This is a genomic window from Prochlorococcus marinus str. MIT 1013 (assembly GCF_027359395.1).
In the GTDB taxonomy this organism is placed as follows: Bacteria; Cyanobacteriota; Cyanobacteriia; order PCC-6307; family Cyanobiaceae; genus Prochlorococcus_B; species Prochlorococcus_B marinus_E.
Window position 1 is genome coordinate 1,260,774 of sequence record NZ_CP114778.1, and the last position, 13,133, is coordinate 1,273,906.

The following is a 13,133-nucleotide window of genomic DNA, read 5'->3' on the forward strand; positions in this document are numbered from 1 at the left end:
TTCAAAAACTATACTCCAAAATTTCATAAAACTAGGCTTATAACCTCAACAAGGTATTCCAATAATATCTATATCCTTTGAATTATTTGAACTTTCAACAACTTTTCCTATATTCCAGGCTTGAAAATCATTTTTAATACATATTTCTAAAACAGAATGCACTGCATTTTTAGGAACAATTAAACAAAAACCTATACCCATATTAAACGTATTCCAAAGATCAATTTCAGGAATATCTCCAGCATTTTGCAACCAATTAAAGATTTCAGAGATTTCCCAACTAGTTATATCCAAATGTGGTAATAAACCAGAAGGAAAAATTCTAGGAAGATTCTCAGGCAATCCTCCACCTGTTATGTGCGTCATTCCATGAACTGGGAAATTCTCTCTCAACAATTTCTCAACAAGTTGAACATAAATTGCGGTTGGCTCTAATAAAGATGTAATCAAGTTCCTTTGATTGTTCCCATAAAGAGTATTTTCATCCACATTCGCCATGGAAAGTACTTTACGAACAAGACTAAAACCATTGCTATGAAGTCCATTACTTTTGATCCCAATAATCTGATCTTCAGAATTAATTTGCGTGCCATCTATCAAGTGATTATATTCAACAATACCAACACAAAAACCTGCCAGATCATATCTTCCATTGGGATAAAAACCTGGCATTTCAGCAGTTTCACCTCCCACAAGAGAACAATCAGATTGACTACAGCCTTCAGCAATTCCCTCTATCACTTCAGCCAAAGAATCGGGAGTCAACTTTCCGCTTGCGATGTAATCGAGAAAAAATAAGGGTCGCGCGCCATTAGTTATTACATCATTGACGCACATCGCAACCAGATCTATTCCAACGCCAAAATGACAACCATATTGCTGAGCTAATTCTAATTTTGTACCAACACCATCTGTCCCTGATACCAAGACTGGACTTTCATAGCCTTTTGGAATTCTTATACATCCTCCAAAACCTCCCAACCCTCCTATTACCTCACTTTTATGAGTTTTTTCAACGCATGATTTAATTCTCTCCACAAAGGCTCTTCCAGCAGTAACATCAACTCCCGCAGTTTTGTAATCCATCAGTAAAAAGCTTTCTTATTCAAAAGATTGAACCCTAATATGAAATCCATATGGGATCAGTATGCAATCAACTTATTTCATTTCAATCATAAGTTTATGAAATTAATTTATTTACAAACATAGTGGTACAAAAAATCTTCCAAACTAATGCTGAATTAAGAGAATGGCTCAGTAAACAAAATTCAGCAATAATTTTCATCCCTACTATGGGCGGACTTCATCCTGGCCATCAATATTTAATTCAGAAAGCAAAAAAAAGAAAAACAAAAAAAATTCAAATTATTCTTGTAAGTATTTTTATAAATCCATTGCAATTTGGAAAGGATGAAGACTACAAAAAATATCCCAAAAATATAAGTCAAGATGCTGAATTAGCTTTTAATGCTGGAGCAGATGCAATTTGGGCTCCAGATTATTTTGAAGTTTTTCCTGGGGGAGAAAATTCACATTTTAAAATTCAAGTTCCTCAAACATTACATGATCGATTATGTGGAGCAGAGAGGCCAGGACATTTTGATGGAGTTGCAACAGTTATTATTCGTCTTATCAGAATTATCAGACCAGAGAAACTAATCCTGGGAGAAAAAGACTGGCAACAATTGATTATTATTAGAAAGCTGTTTCAAGAACTATCCATACCTATAAAAATTGAATCCTATTCCACACAAAGAGACCAAAGTGGATTTGCTTATAGTTCAAGGAATTCTTATCTGAGCGATTCTGAAAGAGTCAATGCTCAATCATTACCTAAAGCAATCCAAATAGCAAAAACAGAATTTGAGAAAGATAAAATAATAAACCTCAGAAAAATAGCTTCTATACTTAAAGAAAACAATTTAAAAATTGAATATCTAAAAGTCGTAGATCCATTTTCATTAAAAGAAACAGAAAATATAAATAGACTGTGCCTTTTGGCAGCAGCAGTAAAATGTGGATCTACGAGGCTAATTGATCACACTTTTCTTATGCAACGAAAACCAATTATTGCAATTGATGGTCCAGCTGGTGCAGGTAAAAGCACAGTAACTAAAGCATTTGCTAAACAACTTGGTTTTATTTATTTAGATACTGGCGCAATGTATCGAGCGGTGACTTGGTTGATAATAAGCAATGCAATAAATCCAAGTGATCAAGCGGAAATCAAAAATAACTTGAAAGATTCAAAATTAGAATTTAAAAACTCAAGCTTGGGTGAGCAAAAAATATTGATAAATAATATTGACGTAACAGAGAAGATACGATCCCCAAAAGTAACTTCAATGGTTTCTGAAATTGCCAAACAACAATATGTAAGAGATTTACTCACAAAACAACAACAGGTTATTGGAGAAGAAGGAGGTTTAGTTGCGGAAGGAAGAGACATTGGCACAGCAGTTTTCCCAAATGCAGATATAAAAATCTTTCTAACAGCTACTCCAAAAGAAAGAGCAAAACGAAGATCTATTGACTTAGAAAAAAGAGGTTATGAATACTCAAGCATTGAAGATCTTGAAAAAGAAATTGAAGAAAGAGATAAGCAAGATAGTGAAAGAGAAATCGCCCCCTTAAAAAAAGCTCATGACGCGGTAGAAATTTGTACTGATGGAATGAATATTGAAGAAGTTTTAGAAGAACTAATTTATATTTTTAGATCAAAAATTCCAGAAGAGGTTTGGGCTACCCCTAATCTATAAGACTATCTATCAATTCATCAATAGCATCATTCAATAAATCCAGAACCTTTTCAAAGCCATTTTGACCACCATAATAAGGATCTGGGACTTCATCTAATTGAGAGTTTTTTGAGTAACTTAGAATAAGCTTTATTTTAGAATTTACTGGATTCATATCATCTTTAGTTAATGATTTAACAGCCTCAAAATTATCTTTATCCATAACAAGAATCTGATCAAATTCATACAAATCATTTTCTTCTATCTGTCTCGATCTACTTGTCAGTTCAATACCCCTAGATAATGCTGTTGCACGCATTCTTCTATCAGGCAGGTTCCCGACATGCCAACTACCAGTTCCTGCGGAATCAACTACAAAAAAATTTTCTAATTCTCTTTCTTTAATTTTTTGATTAAAAATTCCCTCAGCTGCAGGAGATCGACAAATATTTCCCAAGCAAACAAAGAGAATTTTTTTTACCATTTTTTTAATGTCTTTACTTTACTTTAGGTCAAAAAGAATATTATTTATATAGCTTTCAGTCCATAGCTCCCCAAAAAAGCCTCGTAACATCCCTCTTGCAGGATCTTTTTCCGCTCGATATCGCATATATTTTTTCTGACCATTTAATAATTGAGAAGATCTTTCCTTAGAAATCATCTTTGCATCTCTGACTAAATCTAAGAAACAATTCAAGTATTCATCAAATGCAGGTTTAATTATCTGACTAATTAATTTGTCACCTTCTTCGCCTAATGAAATTCTAGACCAAAGAAAAGCTGGTGAAAAGTATTGTCTAGCCTCAGAAGGGATATGACCACCCAAAGGAAGTTTAGATTGCCATTTTGCATGTATGGGTTTTAATTTATCCCAAACATATTTAGTGTGAATTGTATCATTTTTCAAAGCAGGTTGAAGATCTAATGCAATAAGATGTCCATTTGGAAGTGTTACAAAATCGGCTCCAAAAAAAGGTAAATCATAATTATTTAAAGGTGAAATTACCAAATTCATGACAGAAGTAATTTCACCAGCTTGCATGCAAGCACATCTAGCCTGTCGTATTTTGTTTGTCTTTAAACCCCATGTTTCCAAAATAACTTTTTTAGGATTAGACCTTGAACCAAAAGAAGACTCTCTAAAAAGAAAATCATTCTCTATTTGATAAGGTTTAGGTTCAAAAATAGAAAATGCCTTAATAGTTTCATCTAAGAAAGCAGACCAACGCCAATTATAAATTGAAATAGGCTCAAGACTATTTTTTCGTTTAATTTGCATTTAAAAACTAAAATGAAGAATTAATATTTTCTAGGCTTAATGGAAATAAAAACTCTTTCATATATTTCTCTGACCATTCTTTACCAAAAAAGCTAGAAAATAAACCATGAGCTGGATCTTTTTCAGCACTATATTTATCATAATCTATATGCAATAATTTGACCTCATGAGATTTAATATAATTTTTATTAGCTTTAGATAAATCAAGATTTACCCAATAATATTTAAGAAAAGAGCTAAAAACTTTTGGTAAAATATTTTCAGCTTCAAAAATATCACCCTTGCAAAATAGAGCCCATGGAGAGAAATACTTGGTTGGATCATATATATTACTCTTCATTTCAAAATCAAACTCATTAAAACATTTTTTAAGGCTTTTCAAGCCATCAAAGTATCTATCAAAATATTTTTTATCTTGTACAAGAGGCTGAAAATCAAGAATTGCAACTAGCTTTTCTTTTTTTTCAAACCACAAGAGGTCAATACCCATAATTGGCATATCATTTTGATGATGAGGATAAGCAACTGAATTTAATACTTGAAGACGGTCACCTGCATTCAATCTAGTCACTCTCCATCTTCGAAATTCAGGAACATCCCATAACCAGCTATTCAATTTGCAATTGCCGTTTGTAGAAACACGTTCACAAAATTCATTCGGAACAAACAACTTCTTACCGCCATGTTCAAGAATATCTCTTGTCAACTCACTTAAAAGATTATCAAACATATACCTTCATCTCCTTAGATAATTGAATAATTCACTCACACTTAAGGTAATGAAACCAGGTAAAAAAAATAAATACAAAACTTTTTTACGATCCTAATAGATATCTTAATAGATACTGAATATAAATAAAGCGATATCCTTGAGAAAATATAAATTTCATTACTCCGTACTACCTTTTCGCTTTTTATTTGCAAAAAATCTAAATAAAACCTTGCCTAAAGCAGCAACTAAATTTCCTTCTAATTCATTAAAAATATCCATATTATATTTAAAAGATCTATTAGCCTCTTCTATAATTGAATCTGCTATCTTTTGATCAATCGGAAGATTATCTAAAGTATTTCTATACTTAATTTTAAATTCTTTTTCATCTCTGATTTCCTCAAAAATATAGAAACTAAGTCCCTCATCATCATGTAAATTCATAGCTTTTTTAGTGATGGTTTTCAAAAGCTGTCCACCAGACAAGTCACCTATATATCTGCTGTAATGATGCCCAATTAAAAGTTCAGGATTATCTTTGGCGATTTCTCTAATTCTTGCTTCATATTCAATAGCTGGCTTGGAGGGCTTGACCAATTCAGACCAATTACTACCAAAGTAAAACGACAAATCTTGCTCCAATTTTTCCTTGCGAAAAAGCTCTTTAAATCCAATTGGAGAAATTATCGGATGTGAGTTTTCACAAAGTTTTCCAATCTCTTCCTCCATAGCAGAATACACAAAATATAAATCAGCTAATAAATTTCTATATGAGGACTTATCAACTACTCCCTTAAGAAAACAACTTATAAAACCTGTATTTTCAGCCATCGTATGAGACTTTTTAGTCCCTTCACGAAGTTGCCTAGCTAAGGCTACTGCCATGAGTTCAAAATCATTTAATCAAAACTTACCACTTAGACATAAGCTCAACACTAGATCTATTAATCGCTGAATAAAAATTATGGAAAATTTTGAAAAACTCACTGCTCCATCAGAAGGCCAAAGGATTACTTTTGTGGATGGAAACCCAGTAGTCCCAGACCATCCAATCATTCCGTTTATCAGAGGTGATGGAACAGGGATAGATATTTGGCCTGCTACACAATTAGTAATCGATAAAGCTATTGAAAAAGCTTATGGGAGAAATCGATCCATTGAATGGTTCAAAATCTATGCAGGTGATGAAGCTTGCGACTTATATGGAACATATCAATACTTGCCAAACGACACTCTTGAGGCGATAAGAACTTATGGGATAGCAATCAAAGGACCTTTAACTACGCCTGTAGGGGGAGGGATTAGATCTTTAAACGTATCTCTAAGACAGATTTTTGATTTATATTCATGCGTTAGACCTTGTAAATATTACGAAGGGACACCAAGCCCTCATAAGAAGCCGCAAGATTTAGATGTAATTGTTTATCGAGAAAATACCGAAGATATTTATATGGGCATTGAATGGGAGTCTGATGATCCCGAATGCATCAAATTGATTAATCAACTCAATAATGAAATAATTCCAGCCAGCCAAAAACTAAAAAACAGGAAAATTCCTATCGGAGCAGGAATAGGAATTAAACCGGTTAGCAAAAGTGGTAGTCAAAGACATATCAGACGAGCAATTAAACATGCACTCAACCTTGAAGGGAACAAAAGACATGTGACCTTAGTTCATAAGGGAAACATCATGAAGTTTACTGAAGGAGCTTTCAGAGATTGGGGATACGAATTAGCAACCACAGAATTCAGGAACGAATGCGTAACCGAGAGAGAAAGTTGGATTTTAGATAACTTAGAAAAAAATCCTCGCATCTCCAACGAAGAGAATGCTGAGTTGATTGATCCAGGTTTTTCATCTCTAACAAAAGAGAAAAAGCAAGATATTTGTGATGAAGTTTGTTCAGTTCTAACCAATATTGGAAGTAGTCATGGCAATGGGAAATGGAAGGAGATGGTGATGGTTGATGACCGAATAGCAGATAGTATTTTTCAACAAATTCAAACTCGTCCTCAAGAGTATTCCATACTTGCCACTCTCAATCTCAATGGCGACTATATATCAGATGCGGCCGCAGCAATCGTTGGTGGACTGGGGATGGCACCAGGAGCAAACATTGGAGATACGGCGGCTATCTTCGAAGCCACTCATGGAACAGCTCCAAAACATGCAGGCTTGGACAGAATCAATCCAGGTTCAGTAATACTAAGTGGAGTAATGATGCTGGAATATTTAGGTTGGAATGAGGCAGCAAAATTAATTACAAATGGATTGAGCAAATCTATTTCAGATAAAAAAGTTACTTATGATCTTGCACGATTAATGGAACCACGCGTAGAGCCTCTTAGTTGTAGTGATTTTGCTAAATCGATTGTTGAAAGATTTTAATTAAATATTTTTTAGTCTTTGAACAATTAAGAATTTGACTCCATCAATCTAAATGATTCTAGAAGTGTTTTCTCATTGCCTAGATTACCTGGAAAAGTAACAACTGGTAAATCATATTGATTAGATTTACTTGTTACTATTGACAATCCTGGTAATATCTGGCCTTTTAAATCTACTTGATTATAATTCAACCCTTTTTGAAGCAAGAGTTGTGTTGTAATACCTCCTTTACTAATAATATAACCTAACTTATTAGTTATTTTTCCAACTAGAATTGCCATAAACTCTGCAAGTTCCAATCCAAAATTCATTCTTTTAGAGTCAGAAGAAAACTTCATTTCTTCTCGAGAAGTATATAAAACAGGTACTTTTTTTATATTCAAAATATCATCTATTTTCGATAACAAAATATCCTCAAGATCTAAGATTGCCTGTTGCCAATCTCCTAAAGTAAAAATATCAGCTAATTTACTGACTGGTATTTCTAAACCTTCACAGGAATTATCTTTCAATAAAACCTCTAATTGATCTGTCGCTAATTTCACATAGGAGCCTACCATTATCAAACCCGACTTATCTTTAAAATCATTATTTTTCGATTTTAAAGATACTAAATCTGCAGTATTTTGAGGGTTAGGTGGTAAACCAGATAAAGAATTGATAAAGCTTGCTGCTGTTCTAAAAAGAAATCTTTTTTCTTTAGAAACTACTTTAATCGCCCTTGCGAATGTTTCTAAATGATGCGGTAATTTAGCATCCACAACTACTGAAATATTATTTTCTAATTTAGATAAGAAGCTTAAAAGAGATTTAAAACCATCTTCATTATTAAAAGCCATATCTAATTGTTTAATTTCAACGTGCAAGATATTTTCCGCCTGTATCTTTCCAAAACTTTTTTCTTCAATCCATTTAGCTAAATCACTAGTGGAAAATCCAAAGATATTATCATGACCAAAATCAGTAGTATGGACAGGTATCCCATTTAGATAATGAATGCCGTTTTCAGTTGTTCTTCCACCTTCAAAAAAAGCTGGAATGTGAAATGTTGCATGAAATGGTCCTAATTCTTCCGCAAGAATTTCAGGTTCCAACACGCCATGACCACGTAATGTTGAATCACCTCTACTAATATAAAAATAATCATCTTTGGAATATCCTTGTCTTAAAAAAAACTTCTTAATAGATGAGCATATTTCTCTAGTTTTCTTAACAGCTAAAACAGAAGATAAAGATCTTGTGTTCGCAAGTATAAATATTAAAGACGAAGATTTTGTAAATGCTTGCTCTAGAGTTTTTTCATCCCAATTTAATAATAATGGGCATCCATAAACAGTTTGAGATCCAGTTGGATCATCATCAAAAATAATTATTTTCATGAAAAATAATCTATTGTTTACTCAACGATTTATTCGAATCTCTCCCAACTTTCAGGAAATTGAATATAAGATTTATTTAAATCCGCAACAGACCCACAGCCCAATAGTTTCATAGTTCTCAATATATCTGTTTGAAGAATTTCTATAGCTCTAGCAACACCTTTCCCTCCTGCAGCAGCAAGTCCATATGCATAAGCTCTACCTATCAAAACTCCTTTTGCACCAAGACATAATGCTTTAACGACATCACTACCCCTTCGAATACCTCCATCTAGCAACACATCTGTTTTACCTTCAACTGCAGCTAAAACTTCTGGCAAAAGACGGATCGTGGGGGCAACGCTATCAAGTTGCCTAGCTCCATGATTAGAAATAACGATCGCATCAGCACCTAGCTCTACCGCTTTTTTTGCGTCATCACCAATATGTATACCCTTAACTATAATTTTTCCACCCCACGCCTCACGTATCCATTGAAGATCATCCCAAGTAACAACTGATTGCTCTAAAGCAGGACCAATTGCCGTGTATCCCATAGGGCCATCATCAAGTTGGACATTTGGAAAACTCATTAAGCCTCCATCACTTAACCATTGAGTCAACCAGCATGGTTTAACTAACATTTGAGGAATATAAGGAAGCATCTCAAAAGGATTCCTCGATAAAAGCTGTTGAGTTCCTGATCGCATATCTCTTCCCCTTAAACCAGATACGGGTGTATCAATGGTTACAACTATTGCTGAGAATCCAGCTTCTTTAGCTCTAGAAATTGTTTTCAATGCGACTTCTTTCCCACCTAGTAAATAAAGCTGATACCAAGCTGGTCCATTTGTAGCAGCTTTAACATCCTCTAATAAACAGCCTGAAAGAGTCGACAAAGTATATCCAGTCCCAGCTTTACCTGCCTCCCTAGCTGCAACCACTTCTCCCTGGGGATAGAACATTCTGCTACTCCCTACTGGCCCCAACAAGAAAGGAAGTTGAAATTTTTGATCTAAAACAGATATTCCAAGATCACACGATGGTACAGAGACTGCACATCTAGGTCTAAATAAGATTTCATTATATGCGTTGCAATTTTGCGAAAGTGTTTGTTCTCTATCTGCACCACTATCTATATAGTTAAAAACCATTGCCGGTAGACGATTTCTAGCCCTAGACCTGAGGTCATCAATATTAAGTACGCCTGGAGAGGAAACATCTGTTCCTAACATTATTCATCACAAATTCATGAATTATGAATCTATAATATATTGATCATAGATGCAAAAAGCGACAAAACATTGAAATATTTGACATACAAAAATCTATAAGTTGAATTTAATTAGTTAGAAAATATACTCCTCTAAAACTTAAATAATTAAAAAGAATCATGCTTAAAAGTGGTAAATAATTCTATAAATTCTTCTGGCTTAATTTCAAGTTTTCTATCTCCAGTCACCAGTGAATTCCTTGGGCTTGTCCAAGGCTCAAGACAAACCATTTTTCTAGGAGGGTCAGTCCAGATTACTGTTGTATCAATTGGCTCTTGATGAATTAATTCAATTACATTGCTGGATAAACAATCGACAAGTTTAACCGAACAAGAAGGATAGGAAAGGAAATCAACCCCCTTATCTAAAATTCTAATCTGGTCAGAAACATTAGTGACTTTCATATTAGTTTGATCAATACATTTTTCAGGCAAACCATCTATCATTATTTTTTGTAAATTTGAAATCTGAAAATATGGGTGCAGGCCAAAACTAAAAGGCATAGAATTATGTCCCTGATTAAAAATTTTAACGGATATTTGAAGACTTTTTTCTTTCAAGCAAACATCCATCAAAAGAGTAAAGAGAAAAGGAAAATAAGAACGTGTATCTTTTGTATCACTAAGTTTTAGTCTTATCCCTAATTTATCTTTTAATAAACCAATTGACCAAGGTAAATCTCTAGCAAAACCATGTTGTTTTAAGAAATACTCCTTACCAGCAATTACATAGCCTTCAGATAAATCACCGCATATAGGGAAAAGGATAGGTATTCCTCCTCTGACACTTTTATCTTTATCTAGAAAACGCTCTAAATCGAAGTACAAAAGTTCTTTCCCTTCGCTTAGCCATTCAGTGATCAAACCTCCTCTTTCAGGGACAATTCTTATTAATGAATCTAATTCAGGGTTTGAATATTCCCAGTGAGGATAAGGAGTTGTCTTTTTTTCGAAACTGACCGCCATCGATTAAAGCTGATTAATCCATTCTATAAGAGCGGAGTTAACTTGATCTGGAACTTCATCATGTGGACAATGGCCAGCATCTAAAACAACTTCTTTTGTATTTTCAGGTGTGTGTTTTTTATAAGTAGCCCTTTTACCGGGTGCATTCATCCAAGGATCTCTATTACCCCAAAGCAATAACAATGGTGATTTTAACTGAGCGAACAACTCATCGAGTGGTCTTCCCTGAGGTCCGGCGGGATCAAAAACACTTTTGAAGACATTGAAAGCACCCGCATCCAAAGATGGTTTTCGGATCGCTTCCACTAGTTCATCATCAACATTTGATGTATCAATATAGACTTGATTTAAAGTACGTTTAATTGTTGAGGGCTGTCTAAGGTTTTCAAAAATTATTCTTTGCAATAGAACATTTTTGAGAAAGATACCCGCAACAGTTTTTCTAGCTGTAGCCCAAAATCCTTTAGTTGGTTTCTTATCTTCGCTGAAATATCCAGCAGCATTTAATAAGACAACACCTGCAGAATCCTCACCCAAAGCAGCAGCACTAGCGAGCGCGGCATATCCACCTAGGGAGTTACCAACAAGTATTGTTGGTCTACCAATATTATCTTTAATGTAAGAAACTATTTGATCTTTCCAAAGTGAACCTCCATAAGCGAGGCCACTCGGTTTAGAGCTTTTACCAAAGCCTATAAGATCTAAAGCGTGCACTTCATAATGCTTTCCAAGTACTGGTAAGTTGTGCCTCCAATGAGTGGTAGAGGCACCAAAACCATGAATTAAAAGAATTGCTGGACCTTTTTCATCATCGGTCTTATTTTTGTGATCTTCAGGAATAATGCTCAAACTGTGGACAGAATGTCCTAAAAATTTCCAATCAGAAAGATTTTTTTTTACAACTGAGGAAACCATTTAAGAATAATCTGATGTAAGTAGATATTAGTAAATCATTGATATAAAGAGATTAGTGATTTTATTTCTTTTTTTCGAAATTTCCTCACCTTTTTTAAAAAGAGTTTTCAAGAATTTCTAAACTAATCCAACTGGATCAGCTGCGACCTCATCAGGAATAGAATTACCGCCTGAAGGGGGTTTATCTTTCAAAACAACTCTCAGCAAAACAGGTGCTAAAAATGTTGTTCCAATAACCATTAACAATATTGCAGCCTCCAGAGAAGGAGTAAGCAAACTAGCACTTGTTCCCAATCCAAGAAAAATCAATCCGACCTCACCCCTAGGCATCATTCCCAAGCCAACTACTAGTCTATTTGTTGGTTTATCAATGACAAAGCACCAACCAGCAGCAATTTTCCCTACAATTGCAACTATAAATAAGAAGCCTGCCACAATTAGAGCAGAGCGACTCTGGGGATCAAGGGGATTAATTACAGAAAGATCCATACCTGCTCCAACAAGCACGAAAAAAATAGTTGCGAATAGTGAGACCAATGGCAAAACAGATTGTTGAATTGCGTGATTATTTTTTGAACTACTTAGTATCAATCCAGCGGCAAAAGCACCCAAAGCAGCTTCTAAACCAATAGCAGTCGCAACAAAACAGCTTAAGACTAATATCACAAAAGAAGCGACAACAACTGCTCCAGGTGCTTTAAGTCTTTCAAGCAACCAATCAAAGGCTGGAGCAGCTGTTCGACTCAAAGCAATTGCAGCAAATACAAAAACAGTTGCAGCCACAACTAATTTGACAATAGGAGCAATTTGCAAGGATCCTCCCGTGGCAAGAGCTACTACAACAGCAAGAATAACAATTCCAAGTATGTCATCTAATACTGCTGCGCCAATAACAATTTGACCCTCACGAGTTTTTAAATAACCAAGCTCACCAAAAACACTTGCAGTAATACCTATACTCGTCGCTGTCATAGATGCACCAGCAAATATCGCAGGAATGATATCTACTTGAAAAATAAACATTAATCCAAAAGTTCCAAAGGCAAATGGCAAAATCACACCTGCCATTGCGACAGTGAAAGCTTGCGCTCCAACTGCTACAAGTTCCTCTAATTCACTTTCCAGACCGGTAAGAAATAACAACGCGTATAGCCCTAAAGTTGCTACTGCTTGTAATGATGGAAAAGTTTCAAAATAAATATCCGGGACTGCTTCTTTGGGTACTGAGGCAAGTGTGCTAATAAGTGAAACAAAACCTTGATTTAATTCAGCATGAGCACTTGGCGGCAATAGAAGATGTAATCCTGAGGCACCAATTAAAACTCCCGCAAGTAGTTCACCGACAATTGTAGGCAAACTTAGTCGAACTAAGATTTCAGCCAAAGTCCTTGCCGCAACAAAGATCATTAAGAAGTTAATGACCCCTATAAGTGTTTCCGCAACCTCAACATCATGCGTATTTAGGGCTGAGACTAAAGGAGTTAATACCATCAGGTTTTCTAA

The 13,133-nt window shown here is 34.8% G+C and carries 12 protein-coding genes; 2 read left to right on the forward strand and 10 right to left on the reverse strand.

Going from position 1 to position 13,133, the window contains the following annotated elements; all coding sequences use genetic code 11:
• Positions 1–45 precede the first annotated feature (45 nt).
• Complete coding sequence (gene purM, locus O5633_RS07535) at positions 46–1,086, reverse strand: phosphoribosylformylglycinamidine cyclo-ligase (protein ID WP_269609017.1); 1,041 nt, start codon at positions 1,084–1,086, stop codon at positions 46–48.
• A 122-nt stretch (positions 1,087–1,208) separates the two neighbouring features.
• On the opposite strand from purM, the gene O5633_RS07540 reads away from it, so the two are divergent.
• A complete protein-coding gene (locus tag O5633_RS07540) occupies positions 1,209–2,759 on the forward strand; it encodes a bifunctional pantoate--beta-alanine ligase/(d)CMP kinase (protein WP_269609018.1) in 1,551 nt (516 codons plus the stop codon).
• Here O5633_RS07540 and O5633_RS07545 read toward each other — a convergent pair.
• The 4 genes from O5633_RS07545 to O5633_RS07560 all read right to left on the reverse strand — a co-directional run bounded on the left by O5633_RS07545 (position 2,749) and on the right by O5633_RS07560 (position 5,614).
• A complete protein-coding gene (locus tag O5633_RS07545) occupies positions 2,749–3,222 on the reverse strand; it encodes a low molecular weight protein-tyrosine-phosphatase (protein WP_269609019.1) in 474 nt (157 codons plus the stop codon). The two genes, O5633_RS07540 and O5633_RS07545, sit on opposite strands and share 11 nt — an antisense overlap.
• Before the next feature lie 18 nt (positions 3,223–3,240).
• Positions 3,241–4,017, reverse strand: a complete 777-nt coding sequence (locus O5633_RS07550) for a phycoerythrobilin:ferredoxin oxidoreductase (RefSeq protein ID WP_269609020.1) — start codon at positions 4,015–4,017, stop codon at positions 3,241–3,243.
• A 7-nt stretch (positions 4,018–4,024) separates the two neighbouring features.
• Entirely contained in the window at positions 4,025–4,747 is a 723-nt protein-coding gene (locus O5633_RS07555; RefSeq protein WP_269609021.1) for a 15,16-dihydrobiliverdin:ferredoxin oxidoreductase, read from the reverse strand.
• 159 nt (positions 4,748–4,906) lie between these two features.
• Positions 4,907–5,614: a heme oxygenase (biliverdin-producing) gene (locus O5633_RS07560; protein ID WP_269609022.1), complete on the reverse strand. Its 708-nt coding sequence runs from the start codon at positions 5,612–5,614 to the stop codon at positions 4,907–4,909.
• 79 nt (positions 5,615–5,693) lie between these two features.
• Between O5633_RS07560 and O5633_RS07565 the strand changes: the two genes are divergently transcribed.
• On the forward strand, positions 5,694–7,118 hold the full coding sequence (locus O5633_RS07565; RefSeq protein WP_269609023.1) for an NADP-dependent isocitrate dehydrogenase: 1,425 nt from the start codon (positions 5,694–5,696) through the stop codon (positions 7,116–7,118).
• Between the two features lie 26 nt (positions 7,119–7,144).
• Here the strand turns inward: O5633_RS07565 and O5633_RS07570 are convergent, their stop codons facing one another.
• The 5 genes from O5633_RS07570 to O5633_RS07590 form a co-directional block, all read right to left on the reverse strand.
• Positions 7,145–8,497, reverse strand: a complete 1,353-nt coding sequence (locus O5633_RS07570; protein ID WP_269609024.1) for a four-carbon acid sugar kinase family protein — start codon at positions 8,495–8,497, stop codon at positions 7,145–7,147.
• A 29-nt stretch (positions 8,498–8,526) separates the two neighbouring features.
• The gene (locus tag O5633_RS07575) at positions 8,527–9,711 is read right to left on the reverse strand and encodes an alpha-hydroxy acid oxidase (RefSeq protein WP_269609025.1); all 1,185 of its coding nucleotides are present in this window, start codon (positions 9,709–9,711) and stop codon (positions 8,527–8,529) included.
• Positions 9,712–9,857: 146 nt separating this feature from the next.
• Positions 9,858–10,715 carry a galactose mutarotase gene (locus O5633_RS07580; RefSeq protein ID WP_269609026.1) on the reverse strand — a complete coding sequence of 286 codons (858 nt, stop codon included), beginning with the start codon at positions 10,713–10,715 and terminating at the stop codon, positions 9,858–9,860.
• Between the two features lie 3 nt (positions 10,716–10,718).
• Positions 10,719–11,630 (reverse strand): alpha/beta fold hydrolase, encoded by a 912-nt coding sequence (locus O5633_RS07585; protein WP_269609027.1) that lies wholly within the window; start codon positions 11,628–11,630, stop codon positions 10,719–10,721.
• 117 nt (positions 11,631–11,747) lie between these two features.
• Positions 11,748–13,121: a cation:proton antiporter gene (locus tag O5633_RS07590; protein ID WP_269609028.1), complete on the reverse strand. Its 1,374-nt coding sequence runs from the start codon at positions 13,119–13,121 to the stop codon at positions 11,748–11,750.
• Positions 13,122–13,133 lie beyond the last annotated feature (12 nt).

Excerpts from the sequence above, each read along its gene's own strand:
- O5633_RS07545 (WP_269609019.1), bottom strand. The coding sequence starts at position 3,222 with ATGGTAAAAAAAATTCTCTTTGTTTGCTTGGGAAATATTTGTCGATCT.
- O5633_RS07590 (WP_269609028.1), bottom strand. The coding sequence starts at position 13,121 with ATGGTATTAACTCCTTTAGTCTCAGCCCTAAATACGCATGATGTTGAG.
- O5633_RS07565 (WP_269609023.1), top strand. The coding sequence starts at position 5,694 with ATGGAAAATTTTGAAAAACTCACTGCTCCATCAGAAGGCCAAAGGATT.
- O5633_RS07550 (WP_269609020.1), bottom strand. The coding sequence starts at position 4,017 with ATGCAAATTAAACGAAAAAATAGTCTTGAGCCTATTTCAATTTATAAT.
- O5633_RS07555 (WP_269609021.1), bottom strand. The coding sequence starts at position 4,747 with ATGTTTGATAATCTTTTAAGTGAGTTGACAAGAGATATTCTTGAACAT.
- O5633_RS07580 (WP_269609026.1), bottom strand. The coding sequence starts at position 10,715 with ATGGCGGTCAGTTTCGAAAAAAAGACAACTCCTTATCCTCACTGGGAA.
- O5633_RS07585 (WP_269609027.1), bottom strand. The coding sequence starts at position 11,630 with ATGGTTTCCTCAGTTGTAAAAAAAAATCTTTCTGATTGGAAATTTTTA.
- O5633_RS07560 (WP_269609022.1), bottom strand. The coding sequence starts at position 5,614 with ATGGCAGTAGCCTTAGCTAGGCAACTTCGTGAAGGGACTAAAAAGTCT.
- purM (WP_269609017.1), bottom strand. The coding sequence starts at position 1,086 with ATGGATTACAAAACTGCGGGAGTTGATGTTACTGCTGGAAGAGCCTTT.
- O5633_RS07575 (WP_269609025.1), bottom strand. The coding sequence starts at position 9,711 with ATGTTAGGAACAGATGTTTCCTCTCCAGGCGTACTTAATATTGATGAC.
- O5633_RS07570 (WP_269609024.1), bottom strand. The coding sequence starts at position 8,497 with ATGAAAATAATTATTTTTGATGATGATCCAACTGGATCTCAAACTGTT.